At 70.3% G+C, this 23,080-nt stretch carries 23 protein-coding genes; 22 read left to right on the top strand and 1 reads right to left on the bottom strand.

Features of this window, described 5'->3' with window-relative positions:
- Positions 1–266: 266 nt before the first annotated feature.
- The 5 genes from ACIBJB_RS29765 (at position 267) to ftsH (ending at position 8,078) form a co-directional block, all read left to right on the top strand.
- Positions 267–1,601 (top strand): ammonium transporter, encoded by a 1,335-nt coding sequence (locus ACIBJB_RS29765; RefSeq protein ID WP_398934935.1) that lies wholly within the window; start codon positions 267–269, stop codon positions 1,599–1,601.
- Entirely contained in the window at positions 1,598–1,936 is a 339-nt protein-coding gene (locus ACIBJB_RS29760) for a P-II family nitrogen regulator (RefSeq protein WP_003997576.1), read from the top strand. The genes ACIBJB_RS29765 and ACIBJB_RS29760 overlap by 4 nt, the downstream gene beginning before the upstream one ends.
- 26 nt (positions 1,937–1,962) lie before the next feature.
- A complete protein-coding gene (locus ACIBJB_RS29755) occupies positions 1,963–4,416 on the top strand; it encodes a [protein-PII] uridylyltransferase (RefSeq protein ID WP_398934933.1) in 2,454 nt (817 codons plus the stop codon).
- 84 nt (positions 4,417–4,500) lie between these two features.
- Positions 4,501–6,054: a signal recognition particle protein gene (gene ffh, locus ACIBJB_RS29750; protein ID WP_398934931.1), complete on the top strand. Its 1,554-nt coding sequence runs from the start codon at positions 4,501–4,503 to the stop codon at positions 6,052–6,054.
- 86 nt (positions 6,055–6,140) lie between these two features.
- Complete coding sequence (gene ftsH, locus ACIBJB_RS29745) at positions 6,141–8,078, top strand: ATP-dependent zinc metalloprotease FtsH (RefSeq protein ID WP_398934929.1); 1,938 nt, start codon at positions 6,141–6,143, stop codon at positions 8,076–8,078.
- 7 nt (positions 8,079–8,085) lie between these two features.
- Here the strand turns inward: ftsH and ACIBJB_RS29740 are convergent, their stop codons facing one another.
- On the bottom strand, positions 8,086–8,949 hold the full coding sequence (locus ACIBJB_RS29740; protein WP_398934927.1) for an SAM-dependent methyltransferase: 864 nt from the start codon (positions 8,947–8,949) through the stop codon (positions 8,086–8,088).
- 199 nt (positions 8,950–9,148) lie between these two features.
- Here ACIBJB_RS29740 and proS point away from each other — a divergent pair, with 199 nt between their 5' ends.
- From proS to whiG, 17 genes are all read left to right on the top strand, one after another.
- On the top strand, positions 9,149–10,564 hold the full coding sequence (proS, locus tag ACIBJB_RS29735) for a proline--tRNA ligase (protein WP_398934925.1): 1,416 nt from the start codon (positions 9,149–9,151) through the stop codon (positions 10,562–10,564).
- Positions 10,565–10,825: 261 nt separating this feature from the next.
- Positions 10,826–11,428, top strand: a complete 603-nt coding sequence (locus ACIBJB_RS29730) for a hypothetical protein (protein ID WP_057616534.1) — start codon at positions 10,826–10,828, stop codon at positions 11,426–11,428.
- A 252-nt stretch (positions 11,429–11,680) separates the two neighbouring features.
- On the top strand, positions 11,681–12,100 hold the full coding sequence (rpsP, locus tag ACIBJB_RS29725) for a 30S ribosomal protein S16 (protein ID WP_311714389.1): 420 nt from the start codon (positions 11,681–11,683) through the stop codon (positions 12,098–12,100).
- 2 nt (positions 12,101–12,102) lie between these two features.
- Positions 12,103–12,342, top strand: a complete 240-nt coding sequence (locus tag ACIBJB_RS29720; protein ID WP_003973401.1) for an RNA-binding protein — start codon at positions 12,103–12,105, stop codon at positions 12,340–12,342.
- 83 nt (positions 12,343–12,425) lie between these two features.
- The gene (gene rimM / locus ACIBJB_RS29715) at positions 12,426–12,968 is read left to right on the top strand and encodes a ribosome maturation factor RimM (RefSeq protein ID WP_398934922.1); all 543 of its coding nucleotides are present in this window, start codon (positions 12,426–12,428) and stop codon (positions 12,966–12,968) included.
- A gap of 3 nt (positions 12,969–12,971) precedes the next feature.
- Positions 12,972–13,805, top strand: a complete 834-nt coding sequence (gene trmD, locus ACIBJB_RS29710; protein WP_398934920.1) for a tRNA (guanosine(37)-N1)-methyltransferase TrmD — start codon at positions 12,972–12,974, stop codon at positions 13,803–13,805.
- 133 nt (positions 13,806–13,938) lie between these two features.
- Positions 13,939–14,289 (top strand): 50S ribosomal protein L19, encoded by a 351-nt coding sequence (gene rplS / locus ACIBJB_RS29705; protein ID WP_046258836.1) that lies wholly within the window; start codon positions 13,939–13,941, stop codon positions 14,287–14,289.
- 45 nt (positions 14,290–14,334) lie between these two features.
- Positions 14,335–15,030, top strand: a complete 696-nt coding sequence (gene lepB / locus ACIBJB_RS29700) for a signal peptidase I (RefSeq protein WP_398934918.1) — start codon at positions 14,335–14,337, stop codon at positions 15,028–15,030.
- Positions 15,023–16,117, top strand: a complete 1,095-nt coding sequence (gene lepB / locus ACIBJB_RS29695) for a signal peptidase I (RefSeq protein ID WP_398934916.1) — start codon at positions 15,023–15,025, stop codon at positions 16,115–16,117. Before lepB (ACIBJB_RS29700) ends, lepB (ACIBJB_RS29695) begins: the two co-directional genes overlap by 8 nt.
- On the top strand, positions 16,005–16,976 hold the full coding sequence (lepB, locus tag ACIBJB_RS29690) for a signal peptidase I (RefSeq protein ID WP_398934914.1): 972 nt from the start codon (positions 16,005–16,007) through the stop codon (positions 16,974–16,976). The genes lepB (ACIBJB_RS29695) and lepB (ACIBJB_RS29690) overlap by 113 nt, the downstream gene beginning before the upstream one ends.
- Positions 16,977–17,093: 117 nt before the next feature.
- Positions 17,094–17,867 carry a signal peptidase I gene (gene lepB, locus ACIBJB_RS29685; RefSeq protein WP_398934912.1) on the top strand — a complete coding sequence of 258 codons (774 nt, stop codon included), beginning with the start codon at positions 17,094–17,096 and terminating at the stop codon, positions 17,865–17,867.
- A complete protein-coding gene (locus ACIBJB_RS29680) occupies positions 17,857–18,381 on the top strand; it encodes an NUDIX hydrolase (protein ID WP_398934910.1) in 525 nt (174 codons plus the stop codon). Before lepB (ACIBJB_RS29685) ends, ACIBJB_RS29680 begins: the two co-directional genes overlap by 11 nt.
- 56 nt (positions 18,382–18,437) lie before the next feature.
- Positions 18,438–18,746, top strand: coding sequence for a DUF2469 domain-containing protein (locus tag ACIBJB_RS29675; protein WP_003965949.1), 309 nt, complete (start codon positions 18,438–18,440; stop codon positions 18,744–18,746).
- 101 nt (positions 18,747–18,847) lie between these two features.
- Complete coding sequence (locus ACIBJB_RS29670) at positions 18,848–19,210, top strand: YraN family protein (protein ID WP_057616551.1); 363 nt, start codon at positions 18,848–18,850, stop codon at positions 19,208–19,210.
- A gap of 1 nt (position 19,211) precedes the next feature.
- Positions 19,212–20,837, top strand: coding sequence for a YifB family Mg chelatase-like AAA ATPase (locus tag ACIBJB_RS29665; RefSeq protein ID WP_398934908.1), 1,626 nt, complete (start codon positions 19,212–19,214; stop codon positions 20,835–20,837).
- A complete protein-coding gene (dprA, locus tag ACIBJB_RS29660; protein ID WP_398934906.1) occupies positions 20,834–21,991 on the top strand; it encodes a DNA-processing protein DprA in 1,158 nt (385 codons plus the stop codon). Before ACIBJB_RS29665 ends, dprA begins: the two co-directional genes overlap by 4 nt.
- Positions 21,992–22,234: 243 nt before the next feature.
- Positions 22,235–23,077: an RNA polymerase sigma factor WhiG gene (gene whiG, locus ACIBJB_RS29655; protein ID WP_398934904.1), complete on the top strand. Its 843-nt coding sequence runs from the start codon at positions 22,235–22,237 to the stop codon at positions 23,075–23,077.
- Positions 23,078–23,080: the final 3 nt, after the last annotated feature.

Genomic DNA, 23,080 nt, shown 5'->3' with positions numbered 1-23,080 from the left:
GGCTCCCCCATGCCAGGTCATCGGAAGGCCGACCGCGGCCGGTTTAACTCCTGAAGCGAAGGTTGCGCCACGATAACGATCGACGCGGCCCATATCTGCCAGTTCATCGACGCGTAACACGCAAGGCGTCTTCGTCACGGCGGCGAAACAATGAGGGGCCTCCACCGAAACCGCGCTGCGCGAATCTCATGGCGCATAACCGGCCCACCCCTGATTCCGCTCTGGCTTCGCCCGCACGGGGCCGTACCTACGACGAGGAGACGCCGATGGCACCAACCGCCATCACGCTCGCCGCAGACAAGCTGTCTGTGGCCAACACAGGCTTCATGTTGATCTGTTCCGCTCTGGTGCTCGTCATGACGCCGGGACTCGCCTTCTTCTACGGAGGCATGGTCCGCGTCAAGAGCACCCTCAACATGCTGATGATGAGCTTCATCAGCATGGGTATCGTCACCATCCTGTGGGTCGTCTACGGCTTCTCCATGGCGTTCGGTACGGACCACGGTTCGCTCATCGGCTGGGAATCCGACTTCTTCGGATGGACCGGCATCGACAAGGGCGATATCTGGTCCGGGTACACGATCCCGGTCCTCGCCTTCGCCGTCTTCCAGATGATGTTCGCCATCATCACGCCCGCCCTCATAAGCGGCGCGATCGCCGACCGCGTGAAGTTCTCCGCCTGGGCGCTCTTCGTGGCGCTGTGGGCGACGGTCGTGTACTTCCCGGTCGCCCACTGGGTCTGGGGCACCGGCGGCTGGGCCTTCGAGCTCGGTGTGATCGACTTCGCCGGTGGTACCGCGGTCCACATCAACGCGGGCGCCGCAGCGCTCGGTGTGATCCTGGTCATCGGCAAGCGCGTCGGCTTCAAGCGTGACCCGATGCGCCCGCACAGCCTCCCGCTGGTCATGCTCGGCGCCGGTCTGCTGTGGTTCGGCTGGTTCGGCTTCAACGCCGGCTCGTGGCTCGGCAACGACGACGGCGTCGGCTCGCTGATGTTCGTCAACACGCAGATCGCCACCGCGGCCGCCATGCTCGCCTGGCTCGCCTACGAGAAGATCCGCCACGGCGCGTTCACCACGCTGGGCGCCGCCTCCGGCGCGGTCGCCGGTCTGGTCGCCATCACCCCGTCCGGTGGTGCGATCACCCCGATCGGCGCGATCTGCATCGGCGCCATCGCCGGTGTCGGCTGTGCCGCGGCCGTCGGCCTGAAGTACCGCTTCAACTACGACGACTCCCTGGACGTCGTCGGTGTCCACATGGTCGGCGGTGTCATCGGCTCCCTGCTGATCGGCTTCTTCGCCAGTGGCAAGGGCCAGTCCGACGTCGAGGGCCTCTTCTACGGCGGCGGCCTGGACCAGTTCTGGAAGCAGTGCGCCGGTGTCTTCGCGGTCCTCGCCTACTCCCTGATCGCCTCCGCGATCCTGGCCTTCCTGCTCGACAAGACGATCGGCATGCGGGTCACTGAGGACGAGGAGGTCTCGGGCATCGACCAGGCCGAGCACGCCGAGACCGCATACGACTTCAGCGGTGCCGGTGGCGGCGCCGCCCGGACCTCCGTCACGGCCCCGGCCGACGGCGCGGGCAAGAAGGTGGACGCATGAAGCTCATCACCGCCGTCGTCAAGCCGCACCGGCTCGACGAGATCAAGGAAGCCCTCCAGGCCTTCGGGGTCCACGGCCTGACGGTCACCGAGGCGAGCGGCTACGGTCGTCAGCGGGGCCACACCGAGGTCTACCGCGGTGCCGAGTACACCGTCGACCTGGTCCCGAAGATCCGCATCGAGGTCCTCGCCGAGGACGACGACGCCGAGCAGCTGATCGACGTCATCGTCAAGGCGGCCCGTACCGGCAAGATCGGTGACGGCAAGGTCTGGTCCCTGCCGGTCGAGACCGCCGTACGGGTCCGGACGGGCGAGCGCGGCCCGGACGCGCTCTGACCGAAGAACAGAACTGGAGCTGCTGGGTGACGAGCACGGACGTGCACAAGGACGTAGAGGACTCGGGACCCAGCGGCTACGCGGCGGCCCGGCTGCGCCTCCTCCAAGAGGGGGCGCGGTCCGGGCCGCCGCGCCGTTCGGCCCTCTCCGACCTGACGGACGACTGGCTCTCGGGGCTGTTCACCGCGGGCGCCGAGGCACTGCGCGGGGTCTCCCTTATCGCCGTCGGCGGCTACGGCCGCGGCGAGCTGTCCCCGCGCAGCGACCTGGACCTGGTCCTGCTGCACGACGGCAGCGACTCGGGCGCGGTCGCCGCGCTGGCCGACCGCATCTGGTACCCCGTGTGGGACCTCGGTCTCGCCCTCGACCACTCCGTGCGCACACCTGCGGAGGCCCGCAAGACGGCCGCGGAGGATCTGAAGGTCCAGCTCGGCCTCCTCGACGCCCGCCACATCGCCGGCGATCTGGGGCTGACGGCGGGCCTGCGCACGGCGGTCCTCGCCGACTGGCGCAACCAGGCCCCCAAGCGCCTTCCCGAGCTTCAGGAACTGTGCGCCGAGCGCGCCGAGCGCCAGGGCGAACTCCAGTACCTGCTGGAGCCCGATCTCAAAGAAGCGCGCGGCGGACTCCGGGACGCCACCGCCCTGCGTGCCGTCGCCGCCTCCTGGCTGGCCGACGCCCCGCGCGAGGGCCTCGACGACGCCCGGCGCCGACTGCTCGACGTCCGGGACGCACTGCATCTGACGACGGGCCGCGCGACCGACCGGCTGGCGCTCCAGGAACAGGACCAGGTCGCCGCCGAACTCGGCCTGCTCGACGCCGACACCCTGCTGCGGCAGGTCTACGAAGCCGCGCGGGTCATCTCGTACGCCAGTGACGTCACCTGGCGCGAGGTGGGACGCGTCCTCAGGTCGCGTGCCGTGCGGCCGCGGCTGCGCGCCATGCTCGGGGGCGGCAAGCCGGTGGCCGAAAGGTCGCCGCTGGCGGAGGGGGTCGTCGAGCAGGACGGCGAGGTGGTGCTCGCCCGCGCCGCGCGCCCCGATCGCGACCCCGTGCTCCCGCTGCGTGCCGCGGCCGCCGCCGCACAGGCCGGACTCCCGCTCTCCCTGCACGCCGTACGGCGCATGGCGGCCGGAGTACGCCCCCTGCCCACGCCCTGGCCCGCCGAGGCGCGTGAGCAGCTCGTGACCCTGCTCGGCTCGGGCCAGCCCACCATCGACGTCTGGGAGGCACTGGAGGCCGAGGGGCTGATCACCCAGATGCTGCCCGACTGGGAGCGGGTGCGCTGCCGCCCCCAGCGCAACGCCGTGCACATCTGGACCGTCGACCGGCACCTGATCGAGACGGCCGTCCGCGCCTCGGAGTTCACCCGGCGCGTCCACCGTCCCGACCTGCTGCTCGTCGCCGCACTGCTGCACGACATCGGCAAGGGCTGGCCCGGCGACCACTCGGTGGCCGGCGAGATCATCGCGAAGGACGTCGCCGCGCGCATCGGCTTCGACCGCGACGACGTCGCCGTACTCGCGACGCTCGTACGCCACCACCTGCTGCTCGTGGACACCGCCACCCGGCGTGACCTGGAGGACCCGGCCACCGTGCGTTCGGTCGCCGAGGCGGTCGGATCGCAGGGCACGCTGGAGCTGCTGCACGCGCTGACCGAGGCGGACGCCCTGGCCACCGGGCCGGCCGCCTGGTCGTCCTGGCGGGGTTCGCTCGTCGCCGACCTGGTCAAGCGGGTGGCCGCCGTGCTCGCCGGGGACGACCTCGACGAGCCGGAGGCCGCCGCGCCCACCGCCGAGCAGGAGCGCCTCGCCATCGAGGCGGTGGCGACCGGCAGCCCGGTGCTGTCCCTGCGCGCGCAGACCGAGCCGCCGGCTCTCACGGAGGGCCAGCCCGCCGGGGACCCCGAGCCGCTCGGCGTGGAGCTTCTCATCGCCGTACCGGACCAACCGGGTGTACTGCCCGCCGTCGCCGGAGTGCTGGCCGTGCACCGGCTGACCGTCCGCACGGCGGAGCTGCGGGCCCTGGACCTGCCCGACGGTGTCGAGGGCTCCGTGCTCCTGCTGAACTGGCGGGTCGCCGCCCAGTACGGCTCGCTGCCCCAGGCGGCCCGGCTGCGCGCCGATCTCGTCCGGGCCCTGGACGGCTCGCTGGACGTCGCCGGACGCCTGGCCGAGCGCGACGCCGCGTATCCGAGGCGCCGGGGCGTCGTCGCGCCCGCCGCACGCGTGACGGTCGCGTCCGCGGCCTCCCGGCACGCCACGGTGATCGAGGTGCGGGCCCAGGACGCCCCGGGACTGCTGTTCCGCATCGGGCGCGCGCTGGAGGACGCCGGGGTGCGGATGCGCAGCGCGCACGTGTCGACGCTGGGCGCCAACGCGGTGGACGCCTTCTACGTCACCGACGGCAAGGGCGCCCCGCTCGGGGCCGGCGAAGCGGCTTCCGTGGCCCGGAAGCTGGAGGAGACCTTGCGGGGCTGACCGGGGGATCCCGGCTACGTGTGTCGCCGGGATACCCTGGAGGGCGATTCCCAGCTGCCACCGACCCCGAGGACCGCGAGCGCCGTGTTCGATACTCTTTCCGATCGCCTCTCAGCGACTTTCAAGAACCTGCGCGGCAAGGGACGGCTCTCCGAGGCGGACATCGACGCCACCGCGCGCGAGATCCGTATCGCGCTCCTCGAGGCGGACGTGGCCCTGCCGGTCGTCCGGACGTTCATCAAGAACGTCAAGGAGCGTGCCCTCGGTGCCGATGTCTCGCGGGCGCTGAATCCCGCGCAGCAGGTCCTGAAGATCGTGAACGACGAGCTCGTCACGATCCTCGGCGGCGAGACCCGGCGGCTGCGGTTCGCCAAGAACCCGCCCACCGTGATCATGCTGGCGGGTCTCCAGGGTGCCGGTAAGACCACCCTCGCGGGCAAGCTCGGCCACTGGCTGAAGGAGCAGGGCCACTCGCCGCTGCTCGTCGCCGCCGACCTCCAGCGTCCCAACGCCGTCAACCAGCTCAGCGTCGTCGCCGAGCGCGCCGGTGTCGCGGTCTACGCGCCCGAGCCGGGCAACGGCGTCGGTGACCCGGTCAAGGTCGCCAAGGACTCCATCGAGTTCGCGAAGTCCAAGGTCCACGACATCGTGATCGTGGACACCGCCGGCCGCCTGGGCATCGACCAGGAACTGATGCAGCAGGCCGCGGACATCCGCGACGCCGTATCGCCCGACGAGATCCTCTTCGTCGTCGACGCGATGATCGGCCAGGACGCGGTCAACACCGCCGAGTCCTTCCGCGACGGCGTCGGCTTCGACGGCGTGGTGCTCTCCAAGCTCGACGGTGACGCCCGCGGTGGCGCGGCCTTGTCGATCCGGCAGATCACCGGCAAGCCGATCATGTTCGCGTCGAACGGCGAGAAGCTCGAGGACTTCGACGCCTTCCACCCTGACCGGATGGCCTCCCGCATTCTCGACATGGGTGACCTGCTCACCCTGATCGAGCAGGCGGAGAAGACGTTCAGCCAGGAAGAGGCCGAGAAGATGGCCTCCAAGCTGGCGTCCAAGAAGGGCCAGGACTTCACCCTGGACGACTTCCTGGCCCAGATGGAGCAGGTCCGCAAGATGGGCAGCATCTCCAAGCTGCTCGGCATGCTCCCCGGCATGGGCCAGATCAAGGACCAGATCAACAACCTCGACGAGCGGGACGTCGACCGCACGGCCGCCATCATCAAGTCGATGACCCCGGCCGAGCGTGCCGACGCCACGATCATCAACGGCTCGCGGCGCGCCCGTATCGCCAAGGGTTCCGGCGTCGAGGTCAGCGCGGTCAAGAACCTCGTCGAGCGGTTCTTCGAGGCCCGCAAGATGATGTCGCGCATGGCTCAGGGCGGCGGGATGCCGGGCATGCCGGGTGTGCCGGGCATGGGCGGCGGCCCCGGCCGCGCCAAGAAGCAGCAGAAGAAGGCCAAGGGCAAGCAGCGCTCCGGCAACCCCATGAAGCGCAAGCAGCAGGAGGCCGAGGAGGCCGCGCGCAAGGCCGCCGGCGCTCAGGGCGGGGGCGCCTTCGGTGTGCCTGGCCAGCAGGCCCCGCAGGACTTCGAGCTGCCGGACGAGTTCAAGAAGTTCATGGGCTGAGTCCCGTACGACGTCGAGGGCGTCCTCCCTGCCGGAGGGCGCCCTCAGCGCGTGCCGAGGCCCGAGGTCTGCCGTAACGTCCAGATATGAGCAATGCCGCCCCGGCGCGCAAAGCCCCCGACCAGCCCTGGCGCACCGAGGGCACCCCGGACGACGGACCACGGCCCCCTGGCGGGAGGCGGCCGCGCGGCCGCTGGTGGGGACTGGCCGTCACCGCGGTGATCGTCTTCCTGCTGGTGTACGTCGGTCTGAACTACCTCGGCGGGGGCGACGAGCCGACGATCTCCTACACGGAGTTCAGCAGACAGGTCGACGCGGGCAACGTCGACAAGATCTACTCCAAGGGCGATGCGATCCAGGGCCAGCTCAAGCAGTCCCGGGACGATCCCGACGGCAGCGGCGACTACACCAAGTTCAGGACCCAGCGCCCGGCCTTCGCCGACGACGCCCTCTGGCAGCACCTGAGCAGCCACCACGTCACGGTGACCGCGCGGCCGGTCGTGCAGCAGCGCGGTCTGCTGCCCAACCTGTTGCTCTCGCTGGTGCCGATCGTGCTCCTGGTCGCCGTGTGGGTCTTCTTCGCCCGGCGGGTCGGCGGCGGGCTGGGTGGCGCGGGCGGCATCCTCGGGCGCAAGGCCCCGCCCAAGCCGGTAGGCCTGCGGCCCGGCACCCAGCGCACCACCTTCGCCGACGTGGCCGGCATCGACGAGGTCAAGGGCGAGCTGGACGACGTCGTCGACTTCCTGGAGCACCCCGACGTCTACCGCAGGATGGGCGCGAAGATGCCCCGCGGCGTGCTGCTCGCCGGTTCGCCCGGCACCGGCAAGACCCTGCTGGCGCGCGCCGTGGCGGGCGAGGCGGGCGTGCCGTTCTTCTCCGCCTCGGCCTCCGAGTTCATCGAGATGATCGTCGGTGTCGGCGCGTCCCGGGTCCGTGAGCTGTTCGCCGAGGCCCGCAAGGTGGCGCCGTCGATCATCTTCATCGACGAGATCGACACCATCGGGCGGGTCCGCAGCGGCGGCGCCTCGGTGGGCGGTCACGACGAGCGCGAGCAGACGCTGAACCAGATCCTCACCGAGATGGACGGCTTCTCGGGATCCGAGGGCGTCGTCGTCATCGCCGCGACCAACCGCGCCGACATCCTGGACCCGGCACTGACCAGGCCCGGCCGCTTCGACCGGGTGGTCAACGTCTCCCCGCCGGACCGGGCCGGACGCGAGGCGATCCTCGCCATCCACACCCGCGAGATCCCCCTCGCGCCCGAGGTGGACCTGGCCCGGGTGGCCCGCACGACCCCGGGCATGACAGGGGCGGATCTGGCCAATCTCGCCAACGAGGCCGCGCTGCTCGCCGTGAAGCGCAAGCAGGACCAGGTGACGCCGTCCGACCTCTCGGAGGCCCTGGAGAAGGTGCAGCTCGGGGCCGAGCGCACGCTGGTGATGCCGGAGGAGGACCGGCGCCGTACCGCGTACCACGAGAGCGGGCACGCCCTCCTCGGCATGCTGCAGCCCGGCGCCGACCCGGTCCGCAAGGTGACCATCGTGCCGCGCGGCCGGGCGCTCGGGGTGACCATGTCGACGCCCGAGGTGGAGCGGTACGCGCTCTCCGAGGAGTACCTGCGCGGCCGGATCATCGGCGCGCTCGGCGGCATGGCCGCGGAACAGGTCGTGTACGGCGTCGTCACGACCGGAGCCGAGAACGACCTCGAACAGGTCACGAACATCGCGCGCGGGATGGTCGCACGGTGGGGGATGAGCGAGCGCGTGGGACGCCTGTCCGCCCTCCCCAGCGACGCCCAGCAGGCGTACGGCCTCGCCGCCGCACCCCAGACCCTCGATGTGATCGACAGCGAGATGCGGCGGATCGTCGACGACTGCTACGAGGAGGCCCTCCGCAAGCTCGCCGAGCACCGCGGGCAACTGGACGCGCTGGCCGAGGCCCTGCTGGCGAGCGAGACGCTGGAGGAGACGGACGCGTACCGGATCGCCGGGATCACGCGGCTGAAGAAGGACACGGAGGTCTGACGGAGGTCTAGGGCACCCTCGCGATCACGTAACGGAAGACGTTCGGCATCCACACCGTGCCGTCCCGGCGCTGATACGGATGCAGGGCTTCCGTCACTTCCTTGTCCACCTGTGCCTGGTCGGTGGCCTCGATGGCCGCGTCGAAGAGCCCGGTCGACAGCAGCCCCTTGAGCGCGCTGTCGAGGTCGGCGTACCCGAAGGGGCAGGACACCCGCCCCGAGCCGTCTGGCCGCAACCCCGCCCGCTGGGCGACCTCCTCCAGGTCGTCGCGCAGGGCCGGGCGCCAACTGCCCGTGCTGCGCAGCGGATCCGCCAGCTTGGTGGCCACCCGCAGCACGGACGACGTGGCGCACCGCTCCGGCGGACCCCAGCCGGCGAGCGCCACGGGCGCTCCCCGCTCGGCGAGCGGTGTCGCCGAGGCGAGAAGTTCACCGAGCCCCTCCGAGTCGCCCGCGAGACACCCGATCGGCTCGAAGGCGGTCACGAGGGTGTACGGGGGAGTGCCGGCGTCGGCGGCGTCCCCGGGGGCTCCCTCGACGAGCCGGGTGCCGGCACGCGCGCGTGTGCCCCCTGCCCCTGTCTCCGGCAGCAGCCGCTGCCGCGCGAGCGCCAGCCGTTCGGGGCACGACGGCTCGACACCGGCGACCGCGGCGCCTCTGGAGGCCGCCATCAGCAGGGCGAGCCCGCTGCCGCAGCCGAGGCCCAATACCCGCGTCGCGGAGCCCACTTCAAGTCGCTCGTAGACGGCCTCGTACAGCGGAACCAGCATCCGCTCCTGGATCTCGGACCAGTCACGCGCGCGTGCACCGAGGTCCGTACGGGATCCCCTTCCCGTATGAGACAGGTGGTGCCGCACGAGCGTAGGTGTCATGGATAAGCGCCCCAATCCGCCGAGAGTTGACTCTGTGCCCGATTCCGTAGCCCCCGTGACGTGCGCTCGCACTTCCCCCGTATGCCAGGTAACTCCGCACTCGACCGCGCGTCCAGAGGCAGAAGGGCCCTGTTGCCGGTTGGCATGTGCCGGGGAAAAGAATTCACATCCCGGCAACGTGCGCCCGTAACATCGCGCCATGGCAAAGGCACCTGTTCTCACACCCCGGGCGGACGACTTCCCGCGCTGGTACCAGGATCTGGTCAGCAAGGCCGAACTGGCCGACAACGGTCCGGTGCGCGGCACCATGGTCATCCGACCGTACGGGTACGGGCTGTGGGAGCGGATGCAGGCCGAGATGGACGTCCGGATCAAGGCGACGGGGACGCAGAACGCGTACTTCCCGCTGCTGATCCCGCAGTCGTACCTGACCCGCGAGGCCGACCATGTCGAGGGGTTCGCGCCCGAGCTCGCGGTGGTCACCCACGGCGGCGGCAAGGAACTCGAGGAGCCCGCGGTCGTCCGCCCCACCTCCGAGATGATCATCAACGACTACTCCTCGAAGTGGGTGCAGAGCTACCGCGACCTGCCCCTGCTGATCAACCAGTGGGCGAACGTGGTGCGTTGGGAACTCCGGCCCCGGCTCTTCCTGCGGACGACGGAGTTCCTGTGGCAGGAGGGCCACACCGCGCACGCGACCGAGGAGGACGCGCGTGCGTTCGCCTCGCACATCCACCGGCAGGTCTACGAGGACTTCATGACCGACGTCCTCGCCATGGACGTCGTCCCCGGCCGCAAGACCGTCAAGGAGCGTTTCGCCGGCGCCGTCAACACCCTCACGCTCGAAGGCATGATGGGCGACGGCAAGGCCCTCCAGATGGCCACCAGCCACGAGTTGGGCCAGAACTTCGCCAAGGCCTTCAACACCTCGTACCTGTCCAAGGACGGCACCCAGGAACTCGTCTGGCAGACCTCCTGGGGCTCGACCACCCGCATGATCGGCGCCCTGGTGATGATGCACGGCGACGACAACGGCCTCCGCGTCCCGCCGCGGCTCGCGCAGACCCAGGTCGTCGTCCTCGCGATCAAGGGCGACGAACCGGTTCTGGCCAAGGTCCGCGAGATCGGCGACCGGTTGAAGGCGGCGGGCATCCGCGTCCACGTCGACGACCGCACCGACACCCCCTTCGGCCGCCGCGCGGTCGACTGGGAGCTCAAGGGCGTACCGGTCCGCGTCGAGGTCGGGCCCCGTGACCTGGAGAGCGGCACCGCGATGGTGGCGCGGCGCATTCCGGGAGGCAAGGAAGCGGTCGCCGTCGAAGATCTCGTACGACTGCTCCCGGCCGTCCTCGAGGAGGACCAGGCGCTGCTGCTGGCGCAGTCCCGCGAGCGCCGCGAGTCCCGTACGACCGAGGTGTCGACGTTCGGCGAAGCCGTCGAGGCCGCTGTCGCCGGCGGCTGGGCGCGGATCCCGTGGGCCACCCTCGGCGAAGAAGGCGAGGCCAGGCTGGCCGAGCACGGGGTGACCGTACGGTGTCTGGTCGCGGAGGACGGGTCGGTGCCGAGTGCCGACGACGCGCCCGGTAACGTCGCGGTCGTCGCGCGCGCTTACTGAGGCAGCACCCTTCCGGTGCGAGAGCGGCCGAAACGCCTCTTGCGCACCTGCGGATCACAACCGCACCGGCGCGTGGACGCGATCTACGCGCCGGGGCGTACCTCACACTACGCACCAGCTTGGTATGAGCTGTGAGGCTTCTCCGCAGATCAGCGCACCCGCCCTCGTCTCCACGCATCAGCGGCAACTGACGGGTACGTGCAAATTATTTGGGATGCCCCGGAATAGGAACACTGGGGCACCCCGGCTCGTTGTCATTACGTGAGCACGACACAGACACCACCAGTTCTCGCCGCAGAGCTGGCAGAGGCGTGGGCCGACATTCAGCGGTACCACCCCGAGCTGCCGGACCTTGCCGCGCCAGAGTCCCTGATCGGGGAGTCGTCGTCCGCGTGCGGTCACGAACTCTCCTTCGAGCGACTGCTTCACGAGGCAGTCCACGGCATCGCCGCCGCGCGAGGCATCCGCGACACCTCCCGCGCCGGCCGCTACCACAACCGCAGATTCCTCGCGATCGCCGAGGAGATGGGCCTGGACCACCCCGAGGAGCCGCATCCGAGCAGCGGCTTCTCACTGGTCACGCTCACCCCCGAGGCAAAGCGCCGGTATCGCCCGACCATCGATCAGCTCCAGCGCGCCCTCAAGGCCCACACGGCGGCGACCTCCGCCGACACCGCCCGCTCCTTCCGGGGACCGGCGGCCCGTCACGGCTCCTCCGGAGGTGGGGTCCGGGTCAAGGCGGTCTGCGACTGCGGCCGTAATGTGAGGGTCGTCCCCTCCGTTCTGGCCCAGGCGCCGATCGTCTGCGGGGGCTGCGGCAAGCCGTTCCGCATCCCCGAGATCGTGGGCGCGGCGGCAGGCTGAGATCGCGGCTGCTCGTGGCAGTCGCGGTCGGCCCGAGGGCACCTGGAACGCCGGGTGCCCCTCGGGCATGCACGTGCGCGGCCTCGGTCCGACGTGAGCCGCGGGGTGTGGCACAATGGCTAGCTGTACTCGACAGCCGCACAGGAACCCTCTCGCCTCCGGCTGACGCGTCCATCGGGCACTCGGGTACCGCAACCCCACGCGGCAATCTCGCCGTGCCCAACCACGTCAAATTCAGGAGAACCCACTCCCGTGGCAGTCAAGATCAAGCTGAAGCGCCTGGGCAAGATCCGCGCGCCTCACTACCGCATCGTCGTCGCCGATTCCCGCACCCGCCGTGACGGCCGTGCGATCGAGGAGATCGGCCTGTACCACCCGGTGCAGAACCCCTCGCGCATCGAGGTCGACGCCGACCGTGTGGCGTACTGGCTCGGTGTCGGCGCGCAGCCGACCGAGCCCGTGCTCGCCATCCTGAAGAAGACCGGCGACTGGCAGAAGTTCAAGGGCGAGCCCGCCCCGGCTCCGCTGCTCCAGCCGGCCGAGAAGGCCGCGCGTCCCTCGTTCGAGGCCCTTGGTGGCGACGACGAGGGCAAGGGTGAGGCCATCACCCAGAAGAAGAAGACTGAGAAGAAGGACGAGGCCGCGGCCGAGTCCGGGTCGACCGAGGCCTGAGCATGCTCGAGGAGGCTCTCGAGCACCTCGTGAAGGGCATCGTCGACAACCCTGACGATGTGCAGGTCGCCTCGCGCAACCTGCGCCGCGGGCGCGTTCTCGAGGTGCGGGTCCACCCCGACGACCTCGGTAAGGTGATCGGCCGCAACGGCCGCACCGCGCGTGCCCTGCGCACCGTCGTGGGCGCCATCGGCGGCCGCGGTGTCCGCGTCGACCTCGTCGACGTCGACCACGTCCGCTGACGTCAAACGCAGCACCGGCTCGGGCCGGGGAGGGCCATCGGGCCGTCCCCGGCCCGTAGTCGTATGACAGGAGAGCAAGCACAGTGCAGCTGGTAGTCGCACGGATCGGCCGCGCCCACGGCATCAAGGGCGACGTCACCGTCGAGGTACGAACCGACGAGCCCGAACTCAGGCTCGCCCCCGGCGCCGTCCTGGCCACCGACCCGCCCTCCACGGGGCCGCTCACCATCGAGGCCGGCCGCGTCCACAGCGGCCGTCTGCTCCTGCGCTTCGAGGGCGTGAAGGACCGCAACGCCGCCGAGGCCCTCCGCAACACCCTCCTGATCGCCGAGATCGATCCGGAGGAGCTGCCGGAGGAGGAGGACGAGTACTACGACCACCAGCTGATGGACCTGGACGTGGTCACCGCGGACGGCGTCGAGGTCGGCCGGATCACGGAGATCTCGCACCTGCCCTCCCAGGACCTCTTCATCGTCGAGCGGCCCGACGGCAGCGAGGTGATGATCCCGTTCGTCGAGGAGATCGTCGCCGAGATCGACCTGGCGGAGCAGAAGGTGGTCATCACACCACCGCCCGGGCTGATCGACGACCAGGCAGAGATCGCGTCCTCCCGGGAAGAGTCGTAGAAGATGCGTCTCGACGTCGTCACGATCTTTCCCGAGTACCTCGAACCCCTCAACGTCTCCCTGGTCGGCAAGGCACGCGCGCGTGGGCAGCTGGACGTGCACGTCCATGATCTGCGCGCGTGGACGTACGACCGGCACAACACCGTCGACGACACCCCGTACGGCGGCGGCCCGGGCATGGTCATGAAGACCGACCCCTGGGGGGACGCGCTGGACTCCGTGCTGGCGGACGGCTACGAGACGGGCTCCCACACGCCCGCGCTCATCGTCCCCACCCCGAGCGGCCGCCCCTTCACCCAGGAACTCGCCGTGGAGCTCTCCGAGCGCCCCTGGCTGATCTTCACTCCGGCGCGCTACGAGGGCATCGACCGCCGGGTGATCGACGAGTACGCCACGCGGATGCCCGTCCACGAGGTGTCCATCGGCGACTACGTCCTCGCCGGCGGCGAAGCGGCCGTACTGGTGATCACCGAGGCGGTGGCCCGGCTGCTGCCCGGTGTGCTGGGCAACGCCGAGTCGCACCGGGACGACTCCTTCGCGCCCGGAGCCATGGCGAACCTGCTCGAGGGCCCCGTCTACACCAAGCCGCCCGAGTGGCGCGGCCGCGGCATCCCGGACGTGCTGCTCAGCGGACACCACGGCAAGATCGCCCGCTGGCGCCGCGACGAGGCACTGAGGCGTACGGCGGCCAACCGGCCCGACCTCATCGAGCGCTGTGACCCGGGGGCCTTCGACAAGAAGGACCGCGAGATGCTCTCCATCCTGGGCTGGATGCCGGACCCGGCGGGGGAGCCGTACGGCCGATTTTGGCGCAGGCCACAAGCCGTGGAAGAATAAGCCGCTGCTGTGCGTCGTCCGGCGTGCGCCCCTGCCACAGGGGGACACGACGCCCGCCCCGGCACGGACAGCCTCCTCACGAAACACTAGCTACCGCCGATGACCTGTGGCATGGGCGAAGAAAGCAGACGAAATGTCCCACCTGCTCGACTCCGTCGACTCCGCGTCGCTGCGCACCGACATCCCGGCCTTCCGCCCGGGTGACACCGTCAACGTGCACGTCCGCGTCATCGAGGGCAACCGCTCCCGTGTGCAGCAGTTCAAGGGCGTGGTGATCCGTCGCCAGGGCGCCGGTGTCCGCGAGACCTTCACGGTCCGCAAGGTCTCGTTCTCCGTCGGCGTCGAGCGCACCTTCCCGGTGCACACCCCGATCGTCGAGAAGATCGAGCTCGTCACCCGCGGTGACGTGCGTCGCGCGAAGCTGTACTACCTGCGCGAGCTCCGCGGCAAGGCCGCGAAGATCAAGGAGAAGCGCGACAACTGAGCGCTTTTCGGAGGTCACAGCGGGGCCGGATAGCATCTGGCTCCGATGGACACCGAAGCACAGCCGACGGAGCGCGACCGCTCCTCCCGCCCCGCACCAGGGGCCGCGGAGGGACGGTCGCGTTTCGCGTTGGTGTCGAGGATCACCGCGGGGCTGCCGGGGGGCCGGATCTCCCTGGCCCTGCTGCTCTGCCTGGTCTTTCTTCTGCTGATCAGTACGTTCGTGGTCAGACCATTCCAGATTCCCAGCGGATCCATGGAAAACGGATTGAGGATCGGGGACCGCGTTCTCGTAAATAGGTTGGCGTACCGTTTCGGTGCCGAGCCGCGGCGGGGAGATGTGGTCGTGTTCGACGGAACCGGGTATTTCGGGGACGGGGACTACATCAAACGCGTTGTGGGTGTGGGGGGAGACCACGTGGTCTGCTGCGACAAGGTGGGGAGGATCGAGGTGAACGGCCGGTCGGTCGACGAGTCGGGCTTCCTGTACGCGGGCGACAGTCCGTCCTCGGTGTCCTTCGACGTCGAGGTTCCCGACGGCGCGCTGTTCGTCCTCGGTGACCATCGCAGCGTCTCCAGCGACTCCCGGGACCATCTGGGCTCACCGGGCGGCGGCATGATCCCCGTCGACGATGTTCTCGGACGGGCCGACTGGATCATCTGGCCCGCAGGCCACGCCACCCGCCTGCACCGTTCCGCCGCCTACGCGCGCGTGCCCGCAGCGGAGGGCGCGCATGGGTAACCGCGGCAAACCGCGCGGTGTGTCGAGTTCCGCCGCCGACAATCTGCTGCCCACCGGCGTCCGGCGTTCCGCCGGCTCCACGGGCGGCCGTTCGCGCGCGGAGCGGCGCAAGCTCCAGCGCAAGGTCAAACGGCGCAGGAGGCGCGGCGCGGTCAAGGAGATACCCCTCCTCGTCGGCGTGGCCGTCCTCATAGCCCTGGTCCTGAAGACCTTCCTCGTCCAGGCGTTCGTGATCCCGTCCGGCTCGATGGAACAGACGATCCGGATCGGCGACCGCGTCCTGGTCGACAAGTTCACCCCGTGGTTCGGCTCCGAGCCGCAGCGCGGGGACGTCGTCGTCTTCAAGGACCCCGGCGGCTGGCTCCAGGACGAGCAGACCACGACGAAGAAGGACGACCCCATCGTCGTCAAGCAGGTCAAGGAGGGCCTGACCTTCATCGGCCTGCTGCCGTCCGACAACGAGAAGGACCTCATCAAGCGGGTCGTGGGGGTCGGTGGCGACCGCGTCAAGTGCTGTGACGCCCAGGGGCGGGTCACCGTCAACGGCGTCCCCCTGAGCGAGACCGACTACCTCTATCCCGGAAACGCCCCCTCCACCCAGCAGTTCGACATCACCGTCCCGCAGGGGCGGCTGTGGGTGATGGGGGACCACCGCGCCAACTCCGCGGACTCCCGCTCGCACCAGGACACCGACTACGGCGGCACCGTCTCCCTGGACTCGGTGGTCGGACGGGCCATGGTCATCGCCTGGCCCTTCGGGCACATGACGACACTGAAAGAACCGAAAACTTACTCTTCCGTGGCCGACTCGGCACCAGGGACGACCTCAGGCTCCCAGGCGTCGCTTAGGGTTGCTCCCGAGGATCCGAACGAAGCGATCCAACTCCCGAGCCCTGCGGAACTCCCGCTCGTTATGGGAGTGGTGGGCCTGCGCCGAATCTGGGGCAGGCGGCGGCACAGAGTAAGGAGTTGGCGTGGGGGATGTGGCGGTTGGCGCACGATCCGGGCACGACGGCGAGGAGCACCGCGGACGCCCCGTGGAAGCAGCCGACCCGGCCGCGGACAGCGCCGTGACCTCCGGGAGTGACTCCGGGGCGACCGAGGACGGCATGACGACGGAGGTCAAGGGAGGGGGGCCCGGCGACTCGGCCCCCAAGGCGAAGAAGCAGCGCTCCTTCTGGAAGGAGCTGCCCATCCTGGTCGGCATCGCGCTCGTGCTGGCGCTGCTGATCAAGACGTTCCTGGTGCAGGCCTTCTCGATCCCGTCCGACTCGATGCAGAACACCCTCCAGGAGGGCGACCGCGTCCTGGTCGACAAGCTCACCCCGTGGTTCGGCTCCGAGCCCGAGCGCGGCGAGGTCGTCGTCTTCCACGACCCCGACAACTGGCTGGCGGGCGAGCCGACGGCGAACCCGAACGCCGTACAGACGTTCCTGTCCTGGATCGGCCTGATGCCCTCCGCGACGGAGAAGGACCTCATCAAGCGCGTCGTCGGCGTGGGCGGTGACACGGTCTCCTGCGAGGGCACCGGCCCGCTGAAGGTCAACGGTCACGCGCTGAGCGAGTCGTCGTACGTCTACGCCGGCAACACCCCGTGCAGCCAGGACGACCAGGGCGGCCAGTTCACCGTGAAGGTCCCCAAGGGCTACATCTGGGTGATGGGCGACCACCGGCAGAACTCCCGTGACTCGCGTTACAACCAGTCGGACAAGCACCACGGCATGGTCCCGGTCGACGACGTCGTCGGGCGCGCCGTCGTGAAGGCCTGGCCGCTCAACCGCTGGGGCACGCTGCCCAAGCCCGACACCTTCGACCAGGCCGGCATCAACAACGGGTCGTCGGCCTCCGCCGCCCTGACGGTCGCGCCGCAGGGGATCGCCCTCGTCGGTGTGGTTCCGGTGGCACTGTGGCGGCGCAGGAAGATCACCGTGGAGCGGACCCGCTGATCAGACCCCGGTCACCGGGGGTACCGCGCGACCTGGCGAAAGCTTTGCGGAGCGGGTGACCCCGGCAGGGGAGGAGGGGCTGCCCCGCCCGGGTACCGCCGGGTAAGGTGCGGATCCATGGGTGGCGAGAGCACTACACGTACGGCCCCGCGGAGCGGCGGCACCAGCACGGGCCCGGTGGGCGGCCGGACCGGACAGCGATTGTCCGGACTGGCCGTCGCACTGGGCCTGGTGCTGTTTCTCGGGGGATTCGCCTGGGGAGCGGTGCTGTACCGGCCGTACACCGTGCCCACCGGCTCGATGACGCCCACGATCGACGCGGGCGACCGGGTGCTGGCGCAGCGCGTCGACGGCGACGAGATACGCCGGGGCGATGTCGTCGTCTTCACTGACACGAGCTGGGTGACCGGCGCCTCGGTGGTCAAGCGGGTGGTCGCGGTCGGCGGGGACACCGTCTCCTGCTGCACCGACGGGAAGCTGACCGTCAACGGTAAGAAGATCGACGAGACCTATCTCAAGGGCGGCGTGGTCGAGGACAAGTCCATCCCGACCGTGAAAGTGCCCGAAGGCCGCCTGTTCCTGCTCGGCGACGAACGCCAGGGCTCACTGGACTCCTCCGCCCACCTCACCGACGCCGCCCAGGGCACCGTGGCACGCTCTGCCGTGACCGCTCGGGTGGACGCCGTCGTCTGGCCCATGAAGGGCATGCTGGAGCGCCCCACCGGCTTCGAGCCGCTCGGCGCGCTCTCCTCGCCCGGACCGCTGCGCACGATCTTCATCCTGATCATCGCCGGCGGGGTGCTGGTGCTGGGCGGCGGGGCGTACGGGCCCGTCGCCAAGCTCTTCGGCGGGCGCTCCCGCGTCCGGACGGAGCCCGCCGGTGCCCGCTGAGGCGTCGGCCGGGCACGACGACTCGCCCGAAGGCGGACTGCGCAGGGTGGCCCGGGTGGTCCTGCTCGATCCCGAGGACCGCATCCTGCTGCTGCACGGGCACGAGCCGGACGATCCGGCCGACGACTGGTGGTTCACGCCCGGCGGCGGACTGGAGGGCGAGGAGACCCGTGAAGAGGCCGCGCTGAGGGAACTCGCCGAGGAGACCGGCATCACCGAGGTGGAACTCGGGCCGGTGCTCTGGCGGCGGACATGCTCGTTTCCGTTCGCGGGTCGGCGCTGGGACCAGGACGAGTGGTACTACCTGGCTCGTACGACGGTGACGGCCACCCGGGCCACGGCCCTGACCGAGCTCGAGCGGCGCAGTGTCGCCGGAGCGCGCTGGTGGACGTGTCAGGAACTGAGCCAGGCACATGAGACGGTGTATCCGACCAGACTCGCCGAGCTGCTGCGCAGGCTGCTCGACGAAGGTCCCCCGGCCGGGCCCGTGACCCTGGACACCGAAATCGTCTAGGGGCTGACGGGACTGGCGCACAATGGTGGGATCGCACGGCTGAAGGGGAACATGCCATGAGCGCCGAGGACCTCGAGAAGTACGAGACCGAGATGGAGCTCAAGCTCTACCGGGAGTACCGCGATGTCGTCGGTCTGTTCAAATACGTGATCGAGACCGAGCGGCGCTTCTACCTGACCAACGACTACGAGATGCAGGTGCACTCGGTCCAGGGCGAGGTGTTCTTCGAGGTGTCCATGGCGGATGCGTGGGTGTGGGACATGTATCGGCCGGCTCGCTTCGTGAAACAGGTCCGGGTGTTGACGTTCAAGGACGTGAACATCGAGGAGCTGAACAAGAGCGACCTGGAGTTGCCGGGTGGGTGACCCTTGTGGGTGACCCGGGTTTTCACAACCGGTGAGTAGTCCACCAAGATCAACTCGGTGGACGGGGTTGCGTGATCGTTGGCGCCGGAGGTGGTGCCGACATGAACGCACGCAGTGCACTCGGCAAGTACGGCGAGAGTCTGGCCGCGAGGCGGCTGACCGAGGCCGGGATGACGGTCCTGGAGCGCAACTGGCGCTGTGGCAGGACGGGCGAGATCGACATCGTGGCGCGGGACGGCGAGGTCCTGGTCGTCTGCGAGGTCAAGACACGGCGGGCGGGCGCCTTCGAGCACCCCATGGCCGCGGTGACCCCCGAGAAGGCGGAGCGCCTGCGGGGCCTCGCCGCCTGCTGGATCCACGCCCATGGAGGCGCGCCACCGGGAGGCGTCCGCATCGACCTGGTGGGTGTGGTCCTGCCGCAGCGCGGCGCGCCCGTGGTCGAGCATGCGCGGGGGGTGGCCTGAGATGGGTTTCGCTCGTACGTGCTCGGTGGCGCTGGTGGGCGTCGAGGGAGTCGTGGTCGAGGTCCAGGCCGACCTGGAGCCCGGGGTGGCGGCGTTCACCCTGGTGGGGTTGCCGGACAAGAGCTTGACGGAGAGCCGGGACCGGGTTCGGGCGGCCGTCGTGAACTCGGGCGGTGAATGGCCCCAGAAGAAGCTCACGGTGGGGCTCAGTCCGGCATCGGTGCCGAAGGCGGGCTCGGGATTCGATCTCGCTGTCGCGTGTGCGGTGCTGGGTGCCTCCGAGCGGATCGACCCGCGTGTGCTCGCCGACATCGTGATGATCGGAGAGCTGGGGCTGGACGGCCGGGTGCGGCCCGTTCGAGGCATCCTGCCTGCCGTACTGGCCGCCGCGGACGCCGGCTATGAGCAGGTCGTGGTGCCGGAGTGCGCCGCCGCCGAGGCTTCGCTGGTGCCCGGGGTCTCCGTTCTCGGCGTCCGCACCCTGCGGCAGCTGATCGCGGTCCTCGCGGACGAGCCGGTGCCCGACGAGGAACGCGACGAGCCGGGCCGCCCCGATCCGCTGCTGGCCGGCCTGCGCGTGCCGGGCACGGACGCCGCCACCGGCATGCACAGCTCCGGAGCCGCGGAGCAGGACCACGGTCACGACCTGGCCGACGTCGTCGGTCAGATCTCGGCGCGGACCGCGGTGGAGGTGGCGGCGGCCGGTGGCCATCACCTGTTCCTGGAGGGCCCGCCCGGCGCGGGCAAGACGATGCTCGCCGAGCGGCTGCCCGCGATCCTGCCCCGGCTGGCCCGGGAGGAGTCGCTCGAGGTGACGGCGGTGCACTCGGTGGCGGGTCTGCTGCCGCCGGGCAAGCCCCTGATCGATGTCGCCCCCTACTGCGCTCCGCACCACTCGGCCACGATGCAGGCCCTCGTCGGCGGCGGACCCGGTGTCGCCCGTCCCGGGGCGGTGTCGCTGTCTCATCGAGGGATTCTCTTTCTGGACGAGACACCCGAGTTCAGCACCCGGGCCCTCGACGCACTGCGGCAGCCTCTGGAGGCCGGGCACGTGGTGATCGCGCGCAGCGCGGGCGTGGTGCGGTTTCCGGCGAGGTTCCTGATGGTGCTCGCTGCGAATCCGTGCCCCTGCGGTCGCTTCTCGCAGACCGACGACTTCTGCGAGTGTCCGCCCTCGGCGATCCGGCGCTATCAGGCCCGGCTCTCCGGTCCGCTGCTCGACCGGGTCGACCTGCGGGTGCAGGTGGACCGTGTCACGCGTGACCAGCTTGCCGGACGCGGTGCCCGGGGCGAGTCGACCGCCGTGGTCGCCGACCGGGTGCGGGCCGCCAGGGAGCGGGCCGCGATGCGCTTCGCCGGCTCCCCGTGGCGGACCAACAGCGAGGTGCCCGGGCGGGAGCTGCGAAGCCGCTGGCACGCCGTGTCCGGGGCGATGGACGAGGCCGAGCGCAATCTGGAGCGGGGCGTCCTGACCGCCCGGGGGCTCGACCGCGTCCTGCGCGTCGCCTGGACGGTCGCGGACCTCGCCGGACACGACCGTCCGGACGCGACGGACGTGGCCCTGGCGCTGCAACTGCGCACCGGAGTGCCCCGGGGAGTGCCCATGGCCATCGGGGCGCTGACATGACCGGTGACGAGCCCGAGGGTGAGCTGCTCGACCGGGTCTTTCTCGCTCGGGTGGTCGAGCCCGGGGACGAGGTCGGCGGGCGGTGGATCCGGGAGTGGGGTGTGAGGGAGGTGGCCTCGCGGTTGCGGGGTTCCGGGGAGCCGTTGCCCGGGGTGAGTGAGAAACGGTGGACCGGGTTGCGGGCCCGGGCCCGGGTGGCCGAGCCCCGCCGTGATCTGGCCGTCGCGTACGAGGCCGGTGCGCGCTTCGTCGTTCCCGCGAGCGCCGAGTGGCCGGGGCAGCTCGACGATCTCGGGGACGCGCGGCCGATCGGACTGTGGGTGCGGGGGCTGCCCAGCCTGCGGATGTGGGCCTTGAGGTCCGTCGCCCTCGTGGGGGCCCGTGCCTGTACCGAGTACGGGGCTCACATGGCGGCCACCCTCGGCACCGGGCTCGCCGAGCGGGGCTGGGTCGTCGTGTCCGGCGGGGCGTACGGGGTCGACGGCGCCGCCCACCGCGGTGCTCTCGGCGCAGGCGGCGCCACCGTGGCCGTCCTGGCCTGCGGGGTCGACCGGCCCTATCCGCGCGGACACGCCCAGTTGATCACCAGGATCGCGGAACAGGGTCTGGTGATCGGGGAGTTGCCGCCCGGCGATCATCCGACGCCCAGCAGGTTCGTGCTGCGCAACAGGGTGATCGCCGCCCTCACCCGGGGCACCGTGGTCGTCGAGGCGGCCCACCGCAGCGGCTCGCTGGTCACCGCCCGCGCGGCACAGCGGTTGGGCCGTCACACGATAGGAGTGCCCGGGCCGGCAACCAGCAGCCTGTCGGCCGGAGTGCACGAGCTGCTGCGCGGGGAGGCCACGCTGGTCACGGACGCGGCGGAAGTCGTGGAGCTGGTCGGCGACATGGGGGAGCTGGCCCCGGACCGGCGCGGGCCCGTGCTGCCGCGCGATCTGCTGGCCCCGGCGGCACGCAGGGTGCTGTCCGCGCTGCCCGGTCGACGGGAGGCCGGTGTGGAGGAGATCGCGCGCGGTGCGCAGACGACGCGGGACGACGCCATCGCGAGACTGTACGAACTCCGTTCGCTCGGTTACGTCGAACGACACGGCGACAGCTGGAAGTTGACACGCCAGGCGATGATCTCCGTCCGGGGTGGTCGTGGCCCGTGTTGACCCAGCGTGTTCGGCCGTCCGGGCGAAGCCCGAAGCCCTTGCAGTTTCCCGCAGTTGGAGTGTTCCGGTGATCACACAGGGTGATAGGTGTGCCCCGGGGGAGCGGTCAGCGGAACGCATCTGCGCATGCGCTCGGCCACGTTGTTTGCACACTGCGACGCTTCAGTCACGCTACGCTCACGGGGTTTCCGACGCACTTGACGTACATCGCGTACTTCACGGCAGAACGGCACAAGGCGACGAATGCCCCAGCACACTTCCGGGTCCGACCGGGCGGCGATCCCCCCAGCCGCCCGTGACGGTGGCAGCGTGCGGCCGCCCGCTCCCTCGACGCTCGACGAGCTGTGGCGGTCGTACAAGGCGACGGGAGACGAGCGGCTGCGCGAGCAGCTGATCCTGCACTACTCGCCGCTCGTGAAGTACGTGGCCGGGCGGGTGAGCGTCGGGCTTCCGCCCAATGTCGAGCAGGCGGACTTCGTGTCCTCGGGGGTATTCGGGCTCATCGACGCGATCGAGAAGTTCGACATCGACCGCGAGATCAAGTTCGAGACGTACGCGATCACCCGGATCCGGGGCGCGATGATCGACGAACTGCGGGCGCTGGACTGGATCCCGCGGTCGGTGCGGCAGAAGGCGCGCAACGTCGAGCGGGCGTACGCGACGCTGGAGGCGCGGCTCAGGCGGACGCCCACGGAGGGGGAGGTCGCCGGCGAGCTGGGGATCGGGGTGGACGATCTCCACGCGGTCTTCAGCCAGTTGTCGCTGGCCAACGTGGTGGCGCTGGAGGAGCTGCTGCACGTCGGGGGCGAGGGCGGCGACCGGCTCAGCCTCATGGACACCCTGGAGGACACCGCCGCGGACAACCCCGTGGAGGTCGCCGAGGACCGGGAGCTCCGACGGTTCCTTGCGCGGGCCATCAACACGCTGCCCGAGCGCGAGAAGACCGTCGTCACCCTGTACTACTACGAGGGGCTCACTCTCGCGGAGATCGGGAACGTGCTGGGAGTGACCGAGAGCCGGGTCAGTCAGATCCACACCAAGTCCGTGCTGCAGCTGCGGGCGAAGCTGGCGAGTTTCGGTCGCTGACCT

Source organism: Streptomyces sp. NPDC050759, assembly GCF_044456945.1.
Classification (GTDB): domain Bacteria; phylum Actinomycetota; class Actinomycetes; order Streptomycetales; family Streptomycetaceae; genus Streptomyces.
The sequence above is the reverse complement of the archived record's forward strand: the minus strand, read 5'-3'. Positions and strand labels throughout refer to the sequence as shown.